We start from the raw sequence: 22,528 nt of genomic DNA, 5'->3' as shown, positions 1-22,528 counted from the left end.
AAGTACTATAACGCGAAGCTTGGCTGGGTCAGAAGATGATTTGTGTAACGATGGGATATAGCTGAGGAAATAGGGCGCATGATGCGCCCCAATCCGATGAAATTACTTAAGTGATTACAACACCAAACCGCCCATCACAAAGCCGAAGCAAACAGCCAGTGCCACCCCGATGGTGCCAGGGATGAAGAACGGATGGTTGAACACGAAGCGACCAATACGGGTGGTGCCGGTGTCATCCATTTGTACTGCCGCAACCAGTGTTGGGTAGGTAGGCAGAATGAACAGACCAGAAACCGCTGCGAAAGAAGCAATCGCGGCCAGTGGTGATACGTTCAGTGCCATTGCCATTGGCATCAATGCCTTGGCAGTTGCCGCCTGAGAGTACAACAGGGCTGAACAGAAGAAGAAGATAACAGCCAGTAACCATGAGTGAGCCTGAATCAAGCTACCCGCAGTTTCTTTAATCCACTCCAGATTGTGTTGTACAAAGGTATCACCCAACCAAGCTACACCGAGGATACAGATACAAGCACTCATACCCGCTTTAAAAGTGCTGGAGTTCAGGATTGAGTCGGTATCAACCGAACACACCATAGTGGTGATAGTCGCCACACTCAGCATAATGATCAAAATAGCATTGGTGGTATTCATCAGCGGTGTTGCCACCAGACCGACACTTGGGCTGTTGATGATGGCATAAGCCACAACACACAATACGCCCGCCAGGAACAGCAATACTGAGGTTTTAGCCCGTGGTTTAATCACTTTTACCGTGTCACCACGTAGTGTTACCAAACCTTCTTCCAAACGTTTCAGATAGATTGGGTCATCGGACAGCTTGGAGTTAAAGCACCAAGAGACGATCAGTGACATCACAAACACCGCAAGCAGGGTGGATGGGATAACTATCATCAGTAAATGTAAGTAGCTGACGCCGTGGCCTTCCATGACAGAAGACATATAGACAACTGCCGCAGAAATAGGTGAGGCGGTGATAGCAATCTGCGCGGAGACAACTGCGGTTGACAGAGGGCGGCAAGGTTTGATGCCTTGTTCTTTCGCCACTTCAGCAATAACCGGCAGGGCTGACAGAGAAATATTACCTGTCCCGGCAAAGATGGTCAGAAAATAGGTGACCAACGGAGCAAGGATGGTGATGTGTTTTGGATTCTTACGCAGCAATTTTTCAGTCTGCTGCACCAGATAATCCATACCGCCCGCCACCTGCATTGCAGAGATTGCGGCGATAACAGCCATGATGATTGAAATAACGTCAAAGGGAATGCTGCCTGGTTTGACGCCAATGATCGCCAACACCAAAACACCAATCCCGCCCGCAAATCCGATACCGATACCGCCTAATCTGGCCCCTAAAAAAATGGCCAGCAGAACGATGACTAATTCTACGGCTATCATAGCTTTACCCCTTGTTTATAATTTGAAACAACTTGTTTAAATTGAACTTTAAACGTTAAATAATTGTGTTTACCAGAAACTAAAAAGGCACGTTGTCCAGAGGAGCATACGTGCCTTATAGGGCTACCGGATGATTATTTTATTGTTCATTTTCATCGGTATAACGTTTCGCCTTATAGGCAGGATGCATCAGGTTCTCGACAGAGAAAATATCGTCTAACTCGGCTTCAGTGAGCAAACCGCGTTCCAGAACCACTTCCCGCACATTCTTACCGGTTTCCGCACAGATCTTACCGACAATGTCACCATTATGGTGGCCAATGAATGGGTTAAGATAGGTAACGATACCGATAGAGTTAAAGACGTAACGCTCGCAGACCTCTTTGTTGGCCGTAATGCCATTAATGCATTTTTCCAACAAGTTATAGCAAGCATTTGTCAGGATATGAATGGACTCAAACATAGCCTGGCCAATCACTGGCTCCATGACGTTCAACTGGAGCTGGCCTGCTTCGGCCGCCATAGTAATGCAAGTATCGTTGCCGATCACCTTAAAACAAACCTGGTTAACAACTTCAGGAATAACCGGGTTGACTTTGGCTGGCATGATTGAGGAACCGGCCTGCAATTCTGGCAGGTTGATTTCATTCAGACCAGTACGCGGGCCAGAGGAGAGCAAACGTAAGTCATTACAGATTTTCGACATCTTAACTGCCAGACGTTTCAGCGCACTGTGCACCATCACGTAAGCACCACAGTCAGATGTTGCTTCAATCAAGTCTTCTGCTGGTACACATGCCAGCCCACTGATTTCAGCTAGTTTTTGAACAGCCAGTTGCTGATAACCTTCTGGTGTGTTCAAGGCGGTACCGATAGCCGTTGCACCCAGGTTAACTTCCAGCAGTAACTCTGCGGTACGTTGCAGGTTTTTGGTTTCTTCGTTCAACAATACCTGGAAGGCACGGAATTCCTGCCCCAGAGTCATTGGAACTGCATCCTGTAGCTGGGTACGACCCATTTTCAGAATTTTTTCGAATTCTTTGGATTTTCTACCGAAACCTTCGCCCAATTCGTTGATCGCGTCGATCAATTTCATAATGGAGGCGTAGACCGCAATGCGGAAGCCGGTTGGGTAGGCATCGTTGGTGGATTGGCACTTGTTTAGATGGTCATTAGGGTTGAGATATTGATATTCCCCTTTTTGGTGCCCCATCAGTTCCAGACCGATATTGGCCAGAACTTCGTTGGTATTCATGTTTAAAGAGGTACCGGCGCCGCCTTGGAACACGTCAACCGGGAACTGATCCATGCATTTGCCTTTATCCAGAACTTCATCACATGCCTGAATAATGATGTCTGCAATTTTGCGTGGAATAGTGTGTAGCTCTTTGTTCGCCATTGCCGCCGCTTTTTTTACCATAACCATGCCGCGTACAAATTCGGGAACATCACTGATCTTGCTGTTGCTGATATAGAAGTTTTCAATCGCACGCAGGGTATGAACACCGTAGTAAGCCTCTGCGGGGACTTCTCGTGTACCTAACAGGTCTTCTTCAATACGAATGTTATTTGACATGAGAACCTTCTCTAATGTGCTGTCTTGTTTTGTATTTGTTAACTAAATTATGTCGCCGTGGGCAACATTGATGCCGCTATGAACCTTTAGTGCGGAAAGATTAACCATTCATCATGTTGCTAACAGGATCATATGCTGCTTAGCGAGAAAAAGCCTTGAACTAGGATCACTATATGGTCGGAATTAATTAAGAGGATCTGATATCTGTGATTTCTCTCACAGTTGCACAAATGAGTAATAAAAGTATGCCCTCAACTTGAAAAGTACTTCGACCACCACCACTTTATGATTGTCGACCCACGTCGAAGAGGGGAGCTGACGCCGAAATCTAGATATATACCCCAAATAATTCGAGTTGCAGGAAGGCGGCAAGCGAATGAGTCCAATGAGCTTACTTGAGTAAGTGATTCGGGTGATTGAATGCAGCCACCGCATATGCAGTTTGAAGTATGAGGGGAAAAGGCAGTGTCAGCGCCAACTGGGTCAAGGTTTTCATGGTATCTGTCAGGCAGGTTTAACCTGATGAGGGATATTGAATGATTGAAATAAGGAGAATGCGGTGCGTTGGTTACCGTTAGCGCTGATATTTTTATTGGCATACATAGAAATATCGATATTTATCAAGGTCGCAGCCGTATTGGGTGTGCTGGTTACCCTGCTGCTAGTGATCCTGAGCTCCTGTGTGGGGATCTCTCTGGTGCGTAACCAGGGCATCAAAACCTTTATGCAGATGCAGCAAAAACTGGCTGCGGGTGAAAGCCCGGCGGCAGAAATGGTCAAAAGTGTCTCGCTGGTATTGGCGGGTTTCTTGCTGTTGATCCCGGGCTTTTTCACCGACTTCCTCGGTTTGCTGCTGCTCTTACCCCCGATTCAAAAGTCATTAACATTAAAGTTGATGCCACATTTGCACATTTACCGTGGCGGCAGTTTTGGCACCGGTAGCGGCCCAATGGGCGGCGGAAATACTTTTGACGGTGAGTTTCAGCGCAAAGCTGATGAGAGCTTCATTGTCGAGCATCGTCCGGATGAGGATGATAAATCGACAGATAATCGTTTTAAAGATGATAAGTAAACCGAAGGTTCACTCTAATAGCCTGTTTATTAATCATAAATTTATAAAGTAAATCACAGTGTTTTCTTTTCACTGTGGGCGGTGAGGTGGCTCAAAACAGCCATCTTAGGACGAGAAAAAAATGAATTTTTTTTTGTCGTCTCCCTTGAAGGGATGAGAAGCCGCCCCCATTAAGGAAGGCACGGTATCGGTTATGAAGGCATGCCGATATTAATCCTAAATCTGATACGGACCTTCTCATAGGAGAGCTATCAATGAAAATTCGTCCATTGCATGACCGCGTTATCGTCAAGCGCAAAGAAGTTGAATCCAAGTCTGCTGGCGGCATCGTTCTGACTGGCACTGCAGCGGGTAAATCTACCCGTGGTGAAGTTCTGGCTGTCGGCAATGGTCGCATCCTGGATAACGGTGAAATTAAGCCGCTGGATGTGAAAGTTGGCGACGTCGTTATTTTCAACGATGGTTACGGCGTGAAGTCAGAGAAGATCGACCATGAAGAAGTGTTGATCATGTCCGAAAGCGACATTCTGGCAATTGTTGAAGCGTAATCACGCTCTCTAATCTTCTGAACTGAACGAGTTAAGGGAAATACCAATGGCAGCTAAAGACGTAAAATTCGGTAACGACGCACGCATCAAAATGCTACGCGGCGTAAACATCCTTGCTGATGCAGTGAAAGTGACCCTGGGCCCGAAAGGCCGTAACGTAGTTCTGGACAAGTCTTTCGGCTCTCCAACTATCACCAAAGATGGTGTATCTGTTGCACGTGAGATCGAACTGGAAGACAAGTTTGAGAACATGGGTGCACAGATGGTTAAAGAAGTTGCCTCTAAAGCGAATGACGCTGCAGGTGACGGTACTACCACTGCAACTGTTCTGGCTCAATCCATCATCACTGAAGGCCTGAAAGCTGTAGCGGCCGGCATGAACCCAATGGATCTGAAACGCGGTATCGATAAAGCTGTTATCGCTGCGGTTGAAGAACTGAAAAAACTGTCTGTGCCTTGCTCTGATTCTAAAGCTATCGCCCAGGTAGGTACCATCTCTGCAAACTCAGACTCAACTGTTGGTGAGCTGATTGCACAAGCGATGGAAAAAGTCGGTAAAGAAGGCGTTATCACCGTTGAAGAAGGTTCAGGCCTGCAAGACGAGCTGGACGTTGTAGAAGGTATGCAGTTCGACCGTGGCTACCTGTCTCCTTACTTCATCAATAAACCAGAAACTGGTTCTATTGAACTTGAAAGCCCATTCATCCTGTTGGCTGACAAGAAAATCTCTAACATCCGCGAAATGCTGCCAGTTCTGGAAGCAGTAGCGAAAGCCGGTAAACCACTGCTGATCATCGCAGAAGACGTTGAAGGCGAAGCGCTGGCAACTCTGGTGGTTAACACCATGCGCGGCATTGTTAAAGTGGCTGCAGTTAAAGCACCTGGTTTCGGCGATCGTCGTAAAGCCATGCTGCAAGACATCGCGACTCTGACTTCTGGTACTGTTATTTCTGAAGAAATCGGTCTGGAACTGGAAAAAACCACTCTGGAAGATCTGGGTCAGGCAAAACGTGTTGTTATCAACAAAGACACCACTATCATCATCGATGGTGTAGGTGATGAAGCTGCAATCCAGGGCCGTGTTGCTCAGATCCGTCAGCAAATTGAAGATGCGACTTCTGACTACGACAAAGAAAAACTGCAAGAGCGTGTTGCTAAACTGGCTGGCGGCGTTGCCGTTATCAAAGTTGGCGCCGCAACTGAAGTTGAAATGAAAGAGAAGAAAGCTCGCGTTGAAGATGCTCTGCACGCAACTCGTGCTGCGGTAGAAGAAGGCGTGGTTGCTGGTGGTGGTGTTGCACTGATTCGTGCTGCATCTGCTATCACTGCTTCTGGCCTGAAAGGCGACAACGAAGACCAGAACGTGGGTATCAAAGTTGCTCTGCGTGCGATGGAATCTCCACTGCGTCAGATCGTAGTTAACGCCGGTGAAGAAGCCTCTGTTATCGCGAACAACGTTAAAGCGGGTTCAGGTAGCTACGGTTACAACGCATACAGCGAAGAATACGGCGACATGATCGCGATGGGTATCTTGGATCCAACTAAAGTGACTCGTTCTGCTCTGCAGTACGCAGCCTCTATTGCTGGCCTAATGATCACCACCGAGTGCATGATCACTGACCTGCCACGTGATGACAAAGGTGCTGATATGGGCGCTGGTGGCATGGGTGGTATGGGCGGCATGGGCGGCATGATGTAATGCTGCCAACCCTTTGAGCGACCATAAGTTTGGTAGCCGAAGGGACAAGCTGTTGATGAAAGCGAGTGGGGAAACCTGCTCGCTTTTATTTTTGGTGAGATTCACTCTTATTTTTTATGAAAAGAAAAACCGGCAATAAATCAAACCTGTCATAACCTCGCCCCAACAAAGCCTTATACTTGGCCTTATCTGGAAACAAGATTTTCTCTGACTCATATTTTGCAACTCGACGCTGTAAAAGTGGCTTTATTTTGCCAGAGTGATGATTGCCGGACTTTTTATTATCTTAGTTTCTGATTTAATGTGTAAACTGTTACTCATTAACCATCAGTCTCGAAATCGGGTAGCTGGATAATTTCGGCAACGGATGCCTAAGCGGCGGCGGTGCTTTCTGGTAATCTTTAGCGTGATTCTCAACTTCGAATGGGGAAAAAAATGCGGATTAAAGTGTTACTTGGTCTTTCAGCAGCGCTGTTGCTGGCAGGTTGTAGCTCCACTAATCAATTGAGTGCGGCGGGCGAGCAAGTGAAGTTCTCCGATACCAAACCGGGTAGTGAATGCCAGTTGGTGGGTCAGGTCACCGGTACTCAGAGCAATTGGATATCTGGCGGCGGCGGTGAAAGCAGCTCGATGCGCGGTGCGGCAAATGACCTGCGCAACAAAGCAGCAGCCATGGGCGGCAATGTTATCTATGGTGCAACCAGCCCAAGCGAAACCTTCTTATCAAGCTTCGCGCCACTCGACAGCAAAATGGTCGGTGAAGTTTACAAGTGCCCTTAATAGTTTAAGCGCCAATGTAAATAAGTCAGGGGCGCATCGTATCCCCTGACTTACCCTTATTCGCTCTGCATTAATCGAAGATCCAGTGGTGTTTTGCTGGGCTGCCCCCCAATTTCTCGTGCCAAACGGGGTACCAAATAGCCTGATACCCGACTCAGTAACCCTTTCATTAATTGCCGAGCTTCATCATCATCAACCATAAAGTGGGCCGCGCCTTGCACTTTATCCAGCACATGGATGTAATAAGGCAGAATTCCAGCATCAAACAAAGCATTACTTAATGTCGCCAATACGTCTGCATCATCATTGACCCCACGTAGCAACACACTCTGGTTTAACAGTGTGACTCCCGCCCGTTTCAACTGTGCCATACTGTCACGGAAAGATGAGTCGATTTCATTGGCATGGTTTATATGTGTAACCATCAATACCTGTAATCGTGAATCACCTAGCAACTGACACAGTGTTGGAGTAATACGAGCGGGGATCACCACCGGCAAGCGGCTATGGATACGCAACCGTTTGATGTGGGGGATATTTTCTAATTCACCCACTAACCAACTGAGTTCACTGTCCTTTGCCATTAATGGGTCGCCGCCCGAGAAAATAATCTCGTCCAGTTCAGGATGCTGGCGGATATAATCCAGTGCTTGCTGCCAATTGGCTTTGTTGCCTTGGTTATCCTGATAAGGAAAATGACGGCGGAAACAGTAGCGGCAATTGACGGCGCAGCCGCCTTTGACCAGCAATAATGCGCGGTTGCGGTATTTGTGTAACAATCCGGGGACAACACTGCGCTGCTCATCGAGTGGATCGTTGGTAAAGCCGGGGGCCGCGATAAATTCTTCGCGTGCAGTGAGCACTTGCAGCAGTAAAGGGTCTGATGGATTTCCCGGTTGCATACGTGCGACAAATGCACGGGGCACTCTTAAGGGAAATAAACGACGCGCTGCGGTGCCTTGTTGCAGGTTAGGGTGTTCATTTAAGAACAAAATTCTTAGCAATTCGTCCGGATCTGTAATTACATCGGCGAGTTGTTGCAACCAATCTTCTCTAATTGGCATGTTTCGGGTTACAATACTTGCCATTTTTTAGGCTTACTACCAGTTTCTTGAGGACCATAATGGCCAGTTATTATAGCAACGATTTTCGTCCCGGTCTTAAAATCATGTTCGAGGGCGAGCCTTATGCAGTTGAGTCCAGCGAATTCGTAAAACCCGGCAAAGGTCAGGCTTTTGCTCGTGTTAAGATGCGCCGCCTGTTGACCGGCTCACGTGTTGAAAAGACCTTCAAATCAACCGATTCTCTGGAAGGTGCGGACGTTAACGATCTGAACCTGACTTACCTGTACAACGACGGTGAGTTCTGGCACTTCATGAATAACGAGACTTACGAACAGCTGCAAGCTGATGCTAAAGCGATTGGCGACAATGCTAAATGGCTGATTGATCAGGCAGAATGCATCGTAACTCTGTGGAATGGTCAGCCTATCGCTGTCACCCCACCAAACTTTATTGAACTCGAAATTGTTGACACTGACCCAGGTCTGAAAGGTGATACTGCTGGTACTGGTGGTAAGCCTGCAACTCTGAGCACCGGTGCAGTGGTCAAAGTGCCACTATTCGTACAGGTTGGAGAAGTCATCAAAGTTGACACCCGCTCTGGCGAATACGTTTCTCGCGTGAAGTAAGTCGGTTACGCTGAGAACGAAAGAAAACCGCTGAATTGGCGGTTTTCTGCTATCTGGGCTTGGCCTGCTGCTGGCATTTCAAGTCGGAAAAAGTGCAATGTTGTTTTTTTGACTATCCTTATAGGGCGAACCTACTCACGCACTATAAGGAATTTTTATAATGTTGAAGAAAAGCATCGCAGTTATTTTCTCATTGTTAGTTATCTCTTCGTTGAGCGCCTGCAATACCACCAAAGGTGTTGGCAAAGATGTTCAAAGCGCTGGTAGTGCCATTGAACGTAGCGCGGAATAACCCTCTGTTTGTATTGTTAGCGGCGGCATTGGCCGCCGGATTTATTTTTGGTTGCTTATGATATTGCTGCTTATTATCTAGCGTGCTAACGTATCATTCTTATCTATCTGCTGCTTGGGACGACCCAGCACGCATCGGTTTTCTCGGGGACGACCCCGCCTGAGCGAGGTGGTTACCATGGCTTGGATTATTCTGGTTATTGCAGGTCTGTTAGAAGTCATTTGGGCTATTGGCCTGAAGTATTCCCATGGTTTTACACGACTGACACCCAGTATTGTGACTTTGGTGGCGATGGCAGCCAGTGTTTTTCTATTGGCCTATGCCATGAAAACATTACCGGCGGGCACGGCGTATGCCGTCTGGACCGGCATTGGTGCCGTGGGAACGGCCATTCTAGGTATTATGTTGCTCGGGGAGTCAGCCAGCTTGGCGCGAGTATTTAGCCTAGGGCTGATTTTAGCGGGAATTATTGGCTTGAAATTGGCCTCATAAATCATCAGGGGGGGATATCCCCCCTGAGTCAATAGCCGAATGTCACTCTTCACGCGATCATTGGCGTAAACTCATCTCTCCCTGCTCAACCCAGATCAACTTATCCACTGGGAAACCATAATGTTGCGCTACGGCAACCAGCCGCTGTTGGGTCTGAGTATCAATCGTCGGTGTGCGGGATAGAATCCACAGGTAATCTCGATTCGGGCCAGCAATCAGGGCATGCTGATATTCATCATCTAAATCAATAACGTTATAGCCACCATAGAAAGGCCCAAAGAATGAAACCTTCAGTGAAGCTTGCTGTGGCGAACCGATGAAATAAGCCTTCCCAACACTCTCCTGCCATTGTTGCTTCTTCACGTTATAACCGCGATTAACCACTTTTACACCGCCATCATCACGGAGTGAGTAATTGGCCGTAACATGATCTAATCCGCGCTCAAAGGAGTGATCCAACCGGGCAATTTCATACCAGGTGCCAAGATAGCGGGGTAGTTGGAAGTTATCGACGATCTTTACGTCTTTTGGCGGCGTAACTCCACAGGCAACAGAGAGCAAGGTCGCTGTTAATACGGATAATTTTGACCACAGGCGCATCTGCATTCCTTAGTATTTCAATGATTAGTCTTTAATTGAGAATAGCTATCATCTAGGCAAGAGGCAAATGGAACAATCTGAGTTATTGATAGAATGTATTAGCGGAAGAGCAAAAAAATGGCCCGCAGAGGCGCGGGCCGTTGATAGAGTCTGGCAACGATAATCTACAGTGTCAGTACACCAATGATGGTGACCACACTCAGAATGGCAGCCAAACCATAGAATACCCATTTCCCTGCAGGGACATGGATTTTCAAATCATGCATTGCGTGATGGATACGGTGTAAAGCACACCACAGTGGCAAAATAATCATCAGCAGCAAGAAGATGCGGCCAATGAAACTCTGACAAAATGCCAAAACACGTTCATAGCTCAATGCATCACCAGGGAAAGCACCCAGTGGGAGCAAAATAGCGACCAGCAGAATAACGGCAGGTGCAATAATGGCACTCCACATACCACCGGCACCAAACAGACCCCAGAAGATAGGTTCATCGGAGCGCTTAGGGACTTGATTCATCTTATTCTCCTCCGGGTTAGAGTAAGGCGACAGCCAGAATGATCGCGGTAGCCACGACAGTCACAACCCACAGGGCCTTAATAATTGGCCCTGGACCCATTTTTTCACTATTAACGATAATATTGGCGGCCTTCGGTGCCAGTTCAAACCATGTTTTGGTATGTAACACGGCGGCCAATAACGTAATGATATTAATCAATAACACCAGTGGGTTTTGCAGGAACCCGACGAAACTTTCCCACCCAGCTGGGCCGCTTTTCAGTGCGAACACACCGTAAATCAGCAGAATACTGAACCACAGAGTGGGTACGGATGTACCTTCACGCAACATATAAAAGCGATAGAAACCGAGCTGTTGCCACCAGTTCGGGGCCATGGTACGGACGTAAGCTTTACGTTTAGTAGTCATTACTGTTCCCCTCCCTTATTGTGGTTTCAGCATGGCGATCATGAAGTCTTTAGCGCTTTCAACCTTGCCTTGCTGGATAGCAGCAGCCGGGTCAACATGCTTAGGACAAACTTCAGAACAGTAGCCAACAAAGGTACAGCTCCAGACGCCATTTTTCCCGTTAAGCTGAGGCATACGCTCTTTCTTACCGTGGTCGCGAGTGTCCAGATTGTAGCGATGCGCGAGAGTGATAGCTGCCGGGCCAATAAACTCAGGGTTTAGGCCAAACTGTGGGCAGGCGGCGTAGCACAGACCGCAGTTAATACAGCCAGAGAACTGATGGTATTTCGCCATCTGAGCGGGAGTTTGCTTCGTTGGGCCGTCTTTCGCTTTGCGCTCATTACCAATGATATAAGGCTTAATGGCTTCCAGACTCTCAATAAAGTGAGTCATATCAACCACGAGGTCGCGCTCGATTGGGAAGTTACCCAGCGCCTCAACCTTCATACCTGCTGTATATTCGCGCAGGAAAGTCTTACAGGCCAGCTTCGGCACCTTGTTAACCATCATGCCGCACGAGCCGCAAATGGCCATCCGGCAAGACCAGCGATAAGAGAGGTCTGGTGCCAGGTTATCTTTGATATAGCCCAGAGCATCAAGCAGAGAAGTTTGCTCATCGTAAGGCACTTCAAAGGTTTCGAAGTGGGGTTCGCTATCACGTTCCGGGTTATAGCGCATGACTTCCATTTTCAGGACTTTCATATCAGTCATTCGCCTGCTCCTTATCCTTTAAATCTTTCGCATCTTGTGCATCTTTCGCGTCTTGTGCGGTAGCTTCACCACCATAAACACGTTTTGCCGGTGCCAGCTTGGTAATTTTCACATCGCTGTATTCAAGACGTGGTGCGCCGCCCGGATTATGGAAGGCCAGAGTGTGTTTGAGGAAGTTAACATCATCACGCTCGGTACAGCCTTCATCCAGACGCTGATGTGCGCCGCGGGACTCTTTACGATTCAGTGCAGAGTGAGCCATACATTCAGCCACATCCAAACCATAGCCAAGCTCGATGGTGTACAGCAGATCCGTATTGAAGACACTGGAGTTATCGGTGATTTTCACGCGTTTGAAGCGCTCTTTCAGCTCGGCCAGTTTATCCACGGTTTTCTGCATCAGTTCCGGTGTACGGTAAATACCGCAACCTTCTTCCATTGACAGGCCCATCTCATCGCGAATCTTAGCCCAGTTTTCAGTCCCTTCCTGCTTCATCAGGTTACTTAGGCGGGTCTCCACATCACGGGTCTGTGCATCCAGTGCACTGCCGTTGGCCGGATTGCTTTCCATGGCGCGCAGTGCCGCTTGTTCACCGGCAACACGGCCAAAGACCACCAGTTCAGCCAGTGAGTTGGAACCTAAACGGTTGGCACCATGCAGGCCAACAGACGAACATTCGCCGACGGCGAACAGCCCTTTGATGCGAGTTTCACACTGTTGGTTGGTTTCGATACCGCCCATGGTGTAATGCGCGGTTGGACGTACTGGAATAGGTTCTTTAACTGGGTCAACACCGACATAGGCTTTTGCCAGTTCACAGATGAACGGCAGGCGCTCAAGCAGTTTCTTTTCACCCAAATGGCGCAAGTCCAGATAGACCACATCACCACGCGGCGTTGCAACCGTGCGGCCAGCGCGCCATTCATGCCAGAAGGCTTGCGAGACTTTATCGCGTGGGCCTAATTCCATGTATTTGTTTTTTGGCTCACCGAGCGGGGTTTCTGGCCCCATGCCGTAATCTTGCAAATAGCGGTAGCCATCTTTGTTGACCAGAATACCGCCTTCACCACGACAACCTTCGGTCATCAGGATGCCTGAGCCCGGTAAACCGGTAGGGTGGTATTGCACAAATTCCATATCCCGCAGCGGAACGCCGTGGTGGAATGCCATCCCCATACCATCACCGGTAACAATACCGCCGTTGGTGTTATAACGATAAACTCGGCCTGCACCGCCGGTCGCCATGACCACGGCATTTGCTCGAATTTGTACTCGAGTGCCTTCCATCATATTCATGGCGACAACACCGCGCGCCTGACCATCATCGACTAGAATATCTAGCACGAAATGTTCATCAAATCTTTGAATTTGCGGATATTTTAAAGAAGTTTGGAACAGAGTGTGCAGCATGTGGAAGCCGGTTTTATCGGCGGCGAACCACGTACGTTCGATTTTCATCCCGCCGAAGCGACGAACGTTAACTGAACCATCAGGTTTACGGCTCCATGGGCAGCCCCAGATTTCCAACTGTGCCATTTCTTCCGGGCAACTGTGGACAAAATGGTCAACAACATCTTGTTCGCATAACCAGTCACCACCGGCGACAGTATCGTGGAAATGGTAGTCAAAGGTATCGTGGTCCTGTGTGACAGCTGCTGATCCCCCTTCGGCGGCCACAGTATGGCTTCGCATCGGGTATACTTTCGAGATCAGAGCAATCTTCAGCTGAGGGTTGGCTTCCGCTGCGGCTATTGCTGCACGTAAACCAGCGCCTCCGGCCCCGATAATGGCAAGATCGGCGTTAAAGGTTTGCACTGCGCTTCTCCATTGTTCAAGTGAAAATCTTATATCCTTAGTATTGAAGCTACAGGGGGATTGTTTGTTTGGTTTACCTGCAACTCCATGACTTTGGCTATATAAAGTGAATCTCTATTCTTAATATGTTTTTTAATATTATTATTTGGCTAACCTATTAGCCGCTAACGAGAATCATGGTATTAAGAATAGCTATTTCTTACTTTTTGTATGGAAATAATTATACCTAATGCTAAGTGGCAGAAATTTGATGTGATCGATTGTTTTGTTTTATTTGAACCGTCTCAAGGGCATTACTGACGAAAACGTGATCCCAAACAGGATCTGCTGGGCAAAAGTCTCTTTCACAGAGTGAAATGCTGAATTAAAGGGGAAAATCTGCGGAATGGATGACAGATTTGTCTGAGTGGGGAGATGCGAGTAGACTGCACCCCCTGTTTGATTTCGGAGTTAACCACCATGAGCGAAACGGCAAGCTGGCAGCCGAGTGCACCTATCGCCAATTTGTTGAAGCGCGCAGCAATAATGGCAGAGATCCGGCGTTTTTTCACCGATCGTGGCGTATTAGAAGTTGAAACGCCAACCATGAGCCAAGCGACAGTAACGGACATTCATTTGGTCCCCTTCCAAACCCGGTTTGTTGGCCCGGGCGCTGCCGATGGCTTGACGCTGTACATGATGACTAGCCCGGAATATCACATGAAGCGCCTGCTGGCGGCGGGTAGCGGCTCTATTTATCAATTAGGGCGCAGTTTCCGCAATGAAGAAGCTGGCCGCCATCACAATCCTGAATTCACCATGCTGGAATGGTATCGCCCACATTATGATATGTATCGCTTAATGAATGAGGTTGATGACCTGCTACAGCAAATACTGGATTGCAATAGCGCAGAAACCTTGTCTTATCAGCAGGCATTCTTGCGCCATCTGGATATCGATCCATTGTCCGCAGACAAAGCGCAGTTGCGTGAAGCCGCAGCCAAGCTGGATCTCAGTAATATCGCTGACACTGAAGAAGATCGCGATACACTGTTGCAATTGCTGTTCACTGTCGGAGTTGAACCTCACATTGGCCGCGATAAACCTGCTTTTGTGTATCACTTCCCGGCATCTCAGGCTTCCTTAGCCGTCATTAGCACGGAAGATCATCGGGTAGCAGAACGTTTTGAGGTTTACTTCAAAGGTATTGAGCTGGCGAATGGTTTCCATGAGCTCACTGACGGTGATGAACAACTGCAACGTTTCGAGCAAGATAACCGCAGCCGTGCTAAACGTGGTTTGCCAGAACACCCCATCGATATGAACCTGATTGCCGCCTTGAAGCATGGGCTACCGGATTGCTCTGGTGTCGCGCTAGGGGTTGATCGCCTGGTGATGCTAGCGTTGGGTGCAGAGAAGTTGAGTGATGTTATTGCGTTTCCTGTCGATATCGCCTAGTTATCCTTTTATCCTTCGTCCTTGACGCCGCAGCAGTGTTGGCCGCACTCACTCACCCGAATCACTTACTGATGTAAGCTCATCGGGATGAGTTCGCTGGCCGCCTTGCTGCAACGCCAATGACTTTGGATAATATCTTGTGTTCTTGACGCCGCAGCAGTGTTGGCCGCACTCACTCACCCGAATCACTTACTGATGTAAGCTCATCAGGATGAGTTCGCTGGCCGCCTTGCTGCAACGCCAATGACTTTGGATAATATTCTGCATTCTTGACGCCGCAGCAGTGTTGGCCGCACTCACTCACCCGAATCACTTACTGATGTAAGCTCATCGGGATGAGTTCGCTGGCCGCCTTGCTGCAACGCCAATGACTTTGGATGATATCTTGTGTTCTTTAAGCCGCGGGCAACATGGCTGCGGCTTAAAAGATAGCGAGTGTATCTTACAAACTGCCCGGTGTGCGGCTACGGTTTGAAGATACCACCCGCCCACGGCCCAATGTTTCCAGACGCGCTTGGAATGGTGGGAATGGTAGAGTAATACCGTGTTCGCGGTAACCGGCCAGAATCAGCTGGTGGATCTCATGACGCAGCGGCATACGATGGCCCATCTCAGCGGCATAAATACGCAATTCAAAAATCTGAATCCCTTGCTGAAGGTCAACCAAATAGACTTCCGGTGGTGGGTTATCCAACACCAGCGTACAGCGGCGCGCGGCGGTCAGTAATACTTCGGTCACTTCTTCACTGCTGGTTTCAGCCGGTGCTGGCACGGTCAGCACCACACGGGTAATTGAATCCGACAGTGACCAGTTAATAAATTGCTCAGTAATAAAGGCCTTATTTGGCACGATAATTTCTTTGCGGTCCCAGTCAGAGATGGTGGTGGCTCGAGTATTGATTTTGGTCACGCTACCGGTGAGGTCACGGATAGTCACGGTATCGCCAATACGGATCGGTTTTTCGAACAAGATGATCAGGCCAGAAACGAAGTTGGCAAAAATCTCCTGCAAACCAAAGCCCAAACCTAAACCGAGGGCGGCTACCAACCACTGGAATTTCGCCCATTCGATCCCCAGCATGGAGAAACCGAGCAAGCCACCAAACAGGATCAATAGATATTTGGTGATGGTGGAGATGGCATAACCTGTTCCCGGCGTCAGATCCAAGTGCTGTAACAGCGCCAGCTCCAACAGGGCGGGTAAGTTTCTCACCAGTTGAGTGGTCACGATCATCACCAGAATGGCGATCAGCAATGATCCCATGGTGATCGCCTGTACCGACTCAATACCGTTAATGGTGGATGACACATCCCACAGACGAATGTTTTCCAGGAAACCGAACGCTGAGTGAATCTCAGACCACAAGGCGATCACTGAAACTAGCGCGATCATGGTCAAAATTGATCGTACCAGCCGCAGAGATTGTGCACTGATCACATCAAGATCAATGACCGGCTCTTCCACATCAATCGACCCTTCGGTGCTGTTATTGTGCGGCGTATCCTCTTCGCCACGGGCACGTTGCGCCAAAATATCGGCTCGTCGCTGTTTGGCACGGTCAAAGGCAATACGGCGGCGCTGAATCAGCATCCAGCGGCGGATAATATGATAAACCACCAACAGGAAGAACCAAATGGCGACCGAGGTTTCTAGCCGCGCCAACAGTGCCTGTGAGGTGGTGAGATAACCCAGTGCAGAGGCTAAGGCCGCAATCAATGGTGCGGACAGCAGCAGCCCCCATAGCGCCACGTTAACGATATTCTCACCAGAGCCTTTCTTATCCAGATAGAGCGGGATACCGGCCCGTTTCAGGCTGTTGGTCACCAGACTCAGGGCAATACACAGTAAAATAAAGCACAGGCGGCCAAGTGTTCCGGCAAATTCACGGTCGTTATAGTTCTCGAAGGTAATCAGCGCCATCATCAGCGGGATAATCAGCCACACTGACATTCGATAAAAACGCATTGCCCGGCCAACTTGCGCCGGTGACCAGCGGAAGTGAGTGATAAACAGGCCATGTGGATGGGCAAATGCGGCGCTTATCATAAACACCCATAGCACCGGTACCGTTGCTGTGACGGCATTACCAATCGCGATAGCCATCGGGAATGACCAGGCATTTTGCAGCCCATAGCCGACTGCCGACCATAAGACCGGGAGCGGAAGCGCTATCAAAATTGACCAGAACACGGTACGTAACGTCAGGGAGAAATGGTCCTGCGTGACTTTGCCAACCCGGCTGCTGGCGCGCTCCAGAAAAGCATGATAGTGGCGGCGGGAGCTAATACTGAAACCGACAAACAGCAGAGCACCAATAATTGGCAGCAATGTTTCTTGGCTGGTCATCATCATAGCGAACGCTTTACTGAGCTGCGAGAGAGTATCTAGCGACAGTAACTGGGTAAGATCATGGGCGACGTTAATCGGATAAGAGAGTGATATCGGGCTAACATCCGCCACCCAAAACAGGTAACGGTGAGTGGCTTCACGAACTTCGCTCAGTGCATCTACTAACTGGCTATTCGCCACTTTCAGCTTGGTTAACTCAAGAATCTGGGTGTCATAACCTGATAGCAGTGAGTTAAGCAGCTCGCGCTGTGTACGCCACTGGGCATCGAGAATGCGCTGTTGTTCCGTGGTGAGTGGCGTGCCATCGTCTTGGGTTAATTTGACGTTTTGCTGCTGCAACTTCTCCAGCATGTCTTCATATTGCAGGCGCTGTACCCGCAGTTGGGCCATATCGCGATCCAATTGCTGGGATTTGGGCACTTCGGGCAATCTGGCAACCTGCGCTCGCAGCGCTTCCCCCAATGCGGTGGACACCCCCAGCCATTGCGCCTGTTCACGAATAGTGCTGAGTGCCTGCCGAACTTGCTGAGTCTGCGCTACCGCCTGACGTTGCTGAGAAGAAATGAGATCAATGCGCTGTGCTTGCTGATTTAGAGCCAAAGACAGGTCGCGGTTAATTTGCAACTGCTGAGTAATGGATTCAGGTAAATCCCCACCTTGCTCAGCCAGTAACTCTGTGCGTTCAAGTGCCTGTTCTGCGGCCTGCTGGCGCTGATTATTCAGGTTGTTACGCAAGGTCTGGAGTTGGGCATCGACCCGTTCCTGACGCTTTTTGTATAGCTCGGCACGTAGCCGTGACAGTTCCTGCCGGTTATTGGCCGACAACTGGGAAAGCTCTAATTCATTGGCTTTTGCTTTACGAGCCACGGCTTCTGCTTGCAATAACGCTAGCTGAGCTTGTGCGGCTGGGGTGGTAGGGCTGCTTTGCGCCTGAAGTCGGGTGCTGATTTCGGTCAGAATTCGCCGCGCTTCGGATTGCTGCTGCGGCAACTGATTGAGGGATTCACTGATTTCCCGCGCGCGATCCTGCTCTTGCTGCGACAGGCGGCTTAACTCTAACAGCTGGCTGCTAATTTGCAGCACTTGCTGTTCAAGTTCGGACGTCGACATATTGCTGGGTACAGGCAGGGGTTTATCCCCTTCCTGCGCCAGTTGTTGACGTAGTTCGCGGGTGAGTTTGGGGAAGTCATCAATCGCTTTTTGATACTGTTGGGCGCGGATATCGGACTCTTTAGCATCCGCTAACCAGCTAAGAGCCCCTTGCAGCGCTTGAACAATCTCTGCCTGGTTTGTCATCCCTTTATTGGCTTCAGCCTGTTTCAACTCTTGTCTGAGCTGATCTTCATTAGGCTGAGTTGCCGCCTGTAGCGGCAGGGATAACAGCAGGGTAAATGACACTAATAGAGCAAAAGATAGCCGCTTGCTCAAAGACAGTAACGTGCCAAAAGGTCGGGAAATAATTGGGCGCAAGTCAGGGCTCCTTAAGCATCAATTACGTCGTAAGCCAAAGGCTAGCACGGCGGAGTCGCAGGGACGGCTTCAGCAAGCACTTCACCCATGCGGGTCACAGAACCACTGTTTAACTGCGGCGCTAAATACACTTTACCTTCAGCAAACAGGTTAATCACCGTGGAGCCCAATTTAAAGCGGCCCATTTCTTGCCCTTTCTCCAGTGTTATTGCCCCTTCAGTTCCCGCTTGCGGGTAAGTCCAGCGACGAATCACACCTTCCCGTGGCGGGGTAATGGTGCCAGCCCAGACAGTCTCTATACTACCAACAATCGTGGCACCCACCAGAATTTGTGCCATTGGGCCAACAGGGGTGTCGAAGATACAAATGACGCGCTCATTACGGGCGAATAAGTTAGGTACATTGGCAGCGGTCAATGGGTTGACGGAGAATAAATCGCCAGGAACATAAATCATTTCACGCAAAGTACCCTCACAAGGCATATGCACCCGGTGGTAGTCGCGGGGAGCCAAATAGGTGGTAACGAACTGACCATTTTTGAACTCTTCTGCCAGCATATAGTTACCCGCCAGCAAAGCTTCCAGAGTGTAATGGTGGCCTTTCGCCTGCAAGATTTGTTGCTCATGAATGGTGCCTAACTGACTGATAGCACCATCAGCCGGTTGGGCTAATAGATTTTCTTCAACCACGATTGGTCGAGCGCCGGCACGCAGCGGACGTACAAAAAACTCATTAAATGTACGATAAGCAGAGAATTCAGGATCCTGTGCTTCTTTCATATCGACATGGTAATAGCGGGCAAACGCCTTGATAACCAGCTGCGTTAACCAGCCACCTTGCTTATCTGCACCCCAGCCAGCCAAACGGGTCAGGCCAAGTTTTGGGAGTAAATACTGTAATCTGATTTTGATACTGTCCAGCACGTAGACCTCTTGGGTAAACGGTAAAATTAAGGGGCGCATTATACCCCCGTCATCTTTCAAGTTGTTGGCTGCCATCTTTGGGCCAAGTGATTGAGTTATCTCAACTCCTTGGGGATATCCAGGTGCCGCCTACCTGCAACTCGAAATCTATGGGGTATAACTTTATGCGCCCACAAGTGAATTTGGGTATGGCATTTGCTATTAAGACATCATTTCTCGTCGCTATCTGATGTCTTACGCGGTTTTGCCTGTTCCATACTTTCCAGAATCCGGTGGTAATTATCAAAACGCTCTTCAGCAATTTTGCCTTGCTCCACGGCTTCGCGCAGTGCACAACCGGGATCATTGGTATGGCTGCAATCACGGAATTTGCAATGACCGAGGTAATCACGGAATTCGACAAATCCTTGCGTAATTTGTTCCGGAGCCAGATGCCAGAGGCCGAATTCACGTACCCCAGGTGAGTCAATAACATCGCCGCCATGCTGGAAATGATACAAACGAGCCGCGGTGGTGGTGTGTTGGCCCAAGCCCGAGTTATCGGAAACAGTATTGACCAGAATCTCATTGTCTGTTGGTGGTAACAGGGCATTCAACAGACTGGATTTACCTACGCCAGATTGACCAGCGAAGATACTGATTCTTCCGGCCAGTGCCTGTTCAAAGGCTTCCATCCCTTCGCGGGTTTGGCTGGAGACCTCCAATACGTTGTAGCCAATACGACGGTAAATATCCATCATGCCATCAACGAATTTACGGCCATCGGCATCCAGTAAATCGATTTTATTCAGTACGATTAATGGCTCGACATCCAGTGTTTCACAGGCCACCAGATAGCGGTCGATAATATTAAGAGAAAGTTCGGGTAAGATCGCCGATACGATGACGATCTGGTTGATATTAGCGGCGATCGGTTTTACGCCATCATAAAGATCAGGGCGCGTTAGAACGGAGGTCCGCTCATGAACGGCCTCGACAATACCTTTAACCCGAACACCTTCCTGCGCTTGCAGGCCGGGACGCCAAACCACACGATCACCGGTCACGAGTGACTTGATGGTACGGCGGATATTACAACGGTGCTGAACACCATCAGTGGCTTCGACATCGGCATGCTGGCCGAAACGGCTGATAACGATACCTTCTTGCGCATCGCCAAGCTGAGAGTCATCTAACTCAGGTTTTCTATCAGTACGTAGCCGACGCTGATGGTTAGCTTGCACACGTCGTTGTTGACCTTTGGACAGTTTATTCTTGCTCACTGCGCCTCACTTGAATCTTACATTTTACCCTTCGTACTCAGGTTGCAAAGGTGTTGGCTGTGCTTGAGTAAGCTCATCGGCAACCGCCTACCTGCAACCCTAATGACTCAGGGCATACCTTTCGGACTTGATGTTGCTGGGAGGTTAGCGATATTCGCTGCAACACCGAGTTCTTTGTGTATATCGCTCGTTGCGACCAAAAAGGCTATGATACACATTATTTTATCAATTAACCGTTTGTTCGGTAGTCTCCCCAGCTAACAGGCAGGAAATATCATGGCAGAGAATCAAAATAATCTGATCTGGATCGATCTGGAAATGACCGGTCTTGATCCTGAGCGGGATCGGATCATCGAGATCGCCACTCTGGTCACCGATGCGAATCTTAATATCCTGGCAGAAGGCCCAGTATTGGCGGTTCATCAGTCCGATGAGCAGCTCGCACTAATGGATGAGTGGAATGTGCGAACTCATACTGGCAGTGGCTTGGTGGAGCGGGTTAAAGCCAGCACCATTAATGATCATGATGCTGAATTACAAACCATTGAATTTCTGAAGCAATGGGTTCCGGCGGGTATTTCCCCTATTTGTGGCAACAGCGTAGGTCAGGACCGGCGCTTTTTGTTCCGCTATATGCCAGAACTGGAAGCCTACTTCCACTACCGTTATCTGGATGTCAGCACCTTAAAAGAGCTAGCCCGCCGCTGGAAACCTGAAATCCTGCCCGGCTTCAAAAAGCAGAATACCCATCAAGCCTTGGATGATATTCGCGAGTCAGTTGCTGAGCTTGCTTATTATCGTGAGCATTTTATTCAGTCTTAATCCCCTTTATCCTTGAAACCACAGGGGCGTTAGCTGCGCACACTCACCCGAATCACTTACTGGTAGTTGTTTTTACTTGAAGAGGCTCATCGGGATTTGCGTGTTTGCTGCCTACCTGTGATTCCAATGATTTTGGGGAGTCTCTTCATCCTTGAAACCACAGGGGCGTTAGCTACGCACACTCACCCGAATCACTTACTGGTAGTTGTTTTTACTTGAAAAGGCTCATAGTGATTCGTGTGTTTGCTGCACATCTGCGGTTCCAAGGATTTTTGGGTATATACTGTATTTTTCCTATAAAATTATGCCCTGCTTAATAAATTAGTCTCGATGATGTTTTAATTTATTGGCAGTGCTGGCAAAATGCTCATATTGCCGATTTAATCGGCACTTAAACCGAAAAATGATTTTTTTGCTTTCAGGGGCTTGCGGCAAAACGGATTTCTCGTATAATGCGCACCCCGTACCGATGAAGAATTCGCAAGCTTGCGCAAACCGATTTAGTACTGGAAAGTAGAGCACCAGAGCGGGAATAGCTCAGTTGGTAGAGCACGACCTTGCCAAGGTCGGGGTCGCGAGTTCGAGTCTCGTTTCCCGCTCCAA

At 48.9% G+C, this 22,528-nt stretch carries 20 protein-coding genes and 1 tRNA gene; 10 read left to right on the top strand and 11 right to left on the bottom strand.

All coding sequences use genetic code 11. The annotated features are described in order from the left end of the window. Positions 1–114: 114 nt before the first annotated feature. Together FTA96_RS21070 and aspA are read right to left on the bottom strand one after the other, a co-directional pair. Complete coding sequence (locus FTA96_RS21070; protein WP_050110967.1) at positions 115–1,416, bottom strand: anaerobic C4-dicarboxylate transporter; 1,302 nt, start codon at positions 1,414–1,416, stop codon at positions 115–117. 139 nt (positions 1,417–1,555) lie between these two features. Then, positions 1,556–2,992, bottom strand: coding sequence for an aspartate ammonia-lyase (gene aspA / locus FTA96_RS21065; RefSeq protein WP_004706985.1), 1,437 nt, complete (start codon positions 2,990–2,992; stop codon positions 1,556–1,558). 559 nt (positions 2,993–3,551) lie between these two features. On the opposite strand from aspA, the gene FTA96_RS21060 reads away from it, so the two are divergent. The 4 genes from FTA96_RS21060 to FTA96_RS21040 all read left to right on the top strand — a co-directional run bounded on the left by FTA96_RS21060 (position 3,552) and on the right by FTA96_RS21040 (position 7,091). Beyond that, complete coding sequence (locus FTA96_RS21060; RefSeq protein ID WP_050110968.1) at positions 3,552–4,064, top strand: FxsA family protein; 513 nt, start codon at positions 3,552–3,554, stop codon at positions 4,062–4,064. Between the two features lie 254 nt (positions 4,065–4,318). Next, positions 4,319–4,612 (top strand): co-chaperone GroES, encoded by a 294-nt coding sequence (locus FTA96_RS21055; RefSeq protein ID WP_048618980.1) that lies wholly within the window; start codon positions 4,319–4,321, stop codon positions 4,610–4,612. 46 nt (positions 4,613–4,658) lie between these two features. After that, positions 4,659–6,311: a chaperonin GroEL gene (gene groL / locus FTA96_RS21050; RefSeq protein WP_050121757.1), complete on the top strand. Its 1,653-nt coding sequence runs from the start codon at positions 4,659–4,661 to the stop codon at positions 6,309–6,311. A gap of 435 nt (positions 6,312–6,746) precedes the next feature. Beyond that, positions 6,747–7,091, top strand: a complete 345-nt coding sequence (locus FTA96_RS21040) for a DUF4156 domain-containing protein (RefSeq protein WP_050110969.1) — start codon at positions 6,747–6,749, stop codon at positions 7,089–7,091. Between the two features lie 56 nt (positions 7,092–7,147). Here FTA96_RS21040 and epmB read toward each other — a convergent pair whose 3' ends face one another. Continuing rightward, positions 7,148–8,179 (bottom strand): EF-P beta-lysylation protein EpmB, encoded by a 1,032-nt coding sequence (gene epmB, locus FTA96_RS21035; RefSeq protein ID WP_050110970.1) that lies wholly within the window; start codon positions 8,177–8,179, stop codon positions 7,148–7,150. A 35-nt stretch (positions 8,180–8,214) separates the two neighbouring features. Here epmB and efp point away from each other — a divergent pair, with 35 nt between their 5' ends. The 3 genes from efp to sugE all read left to right on the top strand — a co-directional run bounded on the left by efp (position 8,215) and on the right by sugE (position 9,565). Further along, the gene (efp, locus tag FTA96_RS21030; RefSeq protein ID WP_032910408.1) at positions 8,215–8,781 is read left to right on the top strand and encodes an elongation factor P; all 567 of its coding nucleotides are present in this window, start codon (positions 8,215–8,217) and stop codon (positions 8,779–8,781) included. Positions 8,782–8,941: 160 nt separating this feature from the next. Beyond that, positions 8,942–9,073: an entericidin A/B family lipoprotein gene (locus tag FTA96_RS21025; protein WP_004706993.1), complete on the top strand. Its 132-nt coding sequence runs from the start codon at positions 8,942–8,944 to the stop codon at positions 9,071–9,073. A 177-nt stretch (positions 9,074–9,250) separates the two neighbouring features. Beyond that, entirely contained in the window at positions 9,251–9,565 is a 315-nt protein-coding gene (gene sugE, locus FTA96_RS21020) for a quaternary ammonium compound efflux SMR transporter SugE (protein WP_050099755.1), read from the top strand. Positions 9,566–9,622: 57 nt separating this feature from the next. Here sugE and FTA96_RS21015 read toward each other — a convergent pair whose 3' ends face one another. The 5 genes from FTA96_RS21015 to frdA all read right to left on the bottom strand — a co-directional run bounded on the left by FTA96_RS21015 (position 9,623) and on the right by frdA (position 13,661). After that, on the bottom strand, positions 9,623–10,165 hold the full coding sequence (locus tag FTA96_RS21015; protein WP_050110971.1) for a lipocalin family protein: 543 nt from the start codon (positions 10,163–10,165) through the stop codon (positions 9,623–9,625). 164 nt (positions 10,166–10,329) lie between these two features. Further along, positions 10,330–10,686 carry a fumarate reductase subunit FrdD gene (gene frdD / locus FTA96_RS21010; protein ID WP_050110972.1) on the bottom strand — a complete coding sequence of 119 codons (357 nt, stop codon included), beginning with the start codon at positions 10,684–10,686 and terminating at the stop codon, positions 10,330–10,332. A gap of 16 nt (positions 10,687–10,702) precedes the next feature. Beyond that, positions 10,703–11,095, bottom strand: a complete 393-nt coding sequence (gene frdC / locus FTA96_RS21005; protein WP_050110973.1) for a fumarate reductase subunit FrdC — start codon at positions 11,093–11,095, stop codon at positions 10,703–10,705. A 15-nt stretch (positions 11,096–11,110) separates the two neighbouring features. Further along, positions 11,111–11,845 (bottom strand): succinate dehydrogenase/fumarate reductase iron-sulfur subunit, encoded by a 735-nt coding sequence (locus FTA96_RS21000; RefSeq protein WP_050110974.1) that lies wholly within the window; start codon positions 11,843–11,845, stop codon positions 11,111–11,113. Beyond that, positions 11,838–13,661 (bottom strand): fumarate reductase (quinol) flavoprotein subunit, encoded by a 1,824-nt coding sequence (gene frdA / locus FTA96_RS20995; RefSeq protein WP_050110975.1) that lies wholly within the window; start codon positions 13,659–13,661, stop codon positions 11,838–11,840. Before frdA ends, FTA96_RS21000 begins: the two co-directional genes overlap by 8 nt. A gap of 459 nt (positions 13,662–14,120) precedes the next feature. Between frdA and epmA the strand changes: the two genes are divergently transcribed. Further along, the gene (gene epmA / locus FTA96_RS20990) at positions 14,121–15,098 is read left to right on the top strand and encodes an elongation factor P--(R)-beta-lysine ligase (RefSeq protein ID WP_050110976.1); all 978 of its coding nucleotides are present in this window, start codon (positions 14,121–14,123) and stop codon (positions 15,096–15,098) included. A 442-nt stretch (positions 15,099–15,540) separates the two neighbouring features. On the opposite strand, the gene mscM is transcribed toward epmA, so the two are convergent. From mscM to rsgA, 3 genes are all read right to left on the bottom strand, one after another. Beyond that, positions 15,541–18,918: a miniconductance mechanosensitive channel MscM gene (gene mscM / locus FTA96_RS20985; RefSeq protein ID WP_050110977.1), complete on the bottom strand. Its 3,378-nt coding sequence runs from the start codon at positions 18,916–18,918 to the stop codon at positions 15,541–15,543. A 41-nt stretch (positions 18,919–18,959) separates the two neighbouring features. Next, positions 18,960–19,841 (bottom strand): archaetidylserine decarboxylase, encoded by an 882-nt coding sequence (asd, locus tag FTA96_RS20980; RefSeq protein WP_050110980.1) that lies wholly within the window; start codon positions 19,839–19,841, stop codon positions 18,960–18,962. Positions 19,842–20,050: 209 nt separating this feature from the next. Further along, positions 20,051–21,103: a small ribosomal subunit biogenesis GTPase RsgA gene (gene rsgA / locus FTA96_RS20975; protein ID WP_050110978.1), complete on the bottom strand. Its 1,053-nt coding sequence runs from the start codon at positions 21,101–21,103 to the stop codon at positions 20,051–20,053. Positions 21,104–21,379: 276 nt separating this feature from the next. Here rsgA and orn point away from each other — a divergent pair, with 276 nt between their 5' ends. Beyond that, entirely contained in the window at positions 21,380–21,925 is a 546-nt protein-coding gene (gene orn / locus FTA96_RS20970) for an oligoribonuclease (protein ID WP_050110979.1), read from the top strand. A gap of 526 nt (positions 21,926–22,451) precedes the next feature. After that, a tRNA-Gly gene (locus tag FTA96_RS20965) sits at positions 22,452–22,527 on the top strand. Position 22,528: the final 1 nt, after the last annotated feature.

It is taken from the genome of Yersinia alsatica, assembly GCF_902170305.1.
Lineage (GTDB): Bacteria > Pseudomonadota > Gammaproteobacteria > Enterobacterales > Enterobacteriaceae > Yersinia > Yersinia alsatica.
This window is presented reverse-complemented; position numbering and strand designations above follow the sequence as displayed.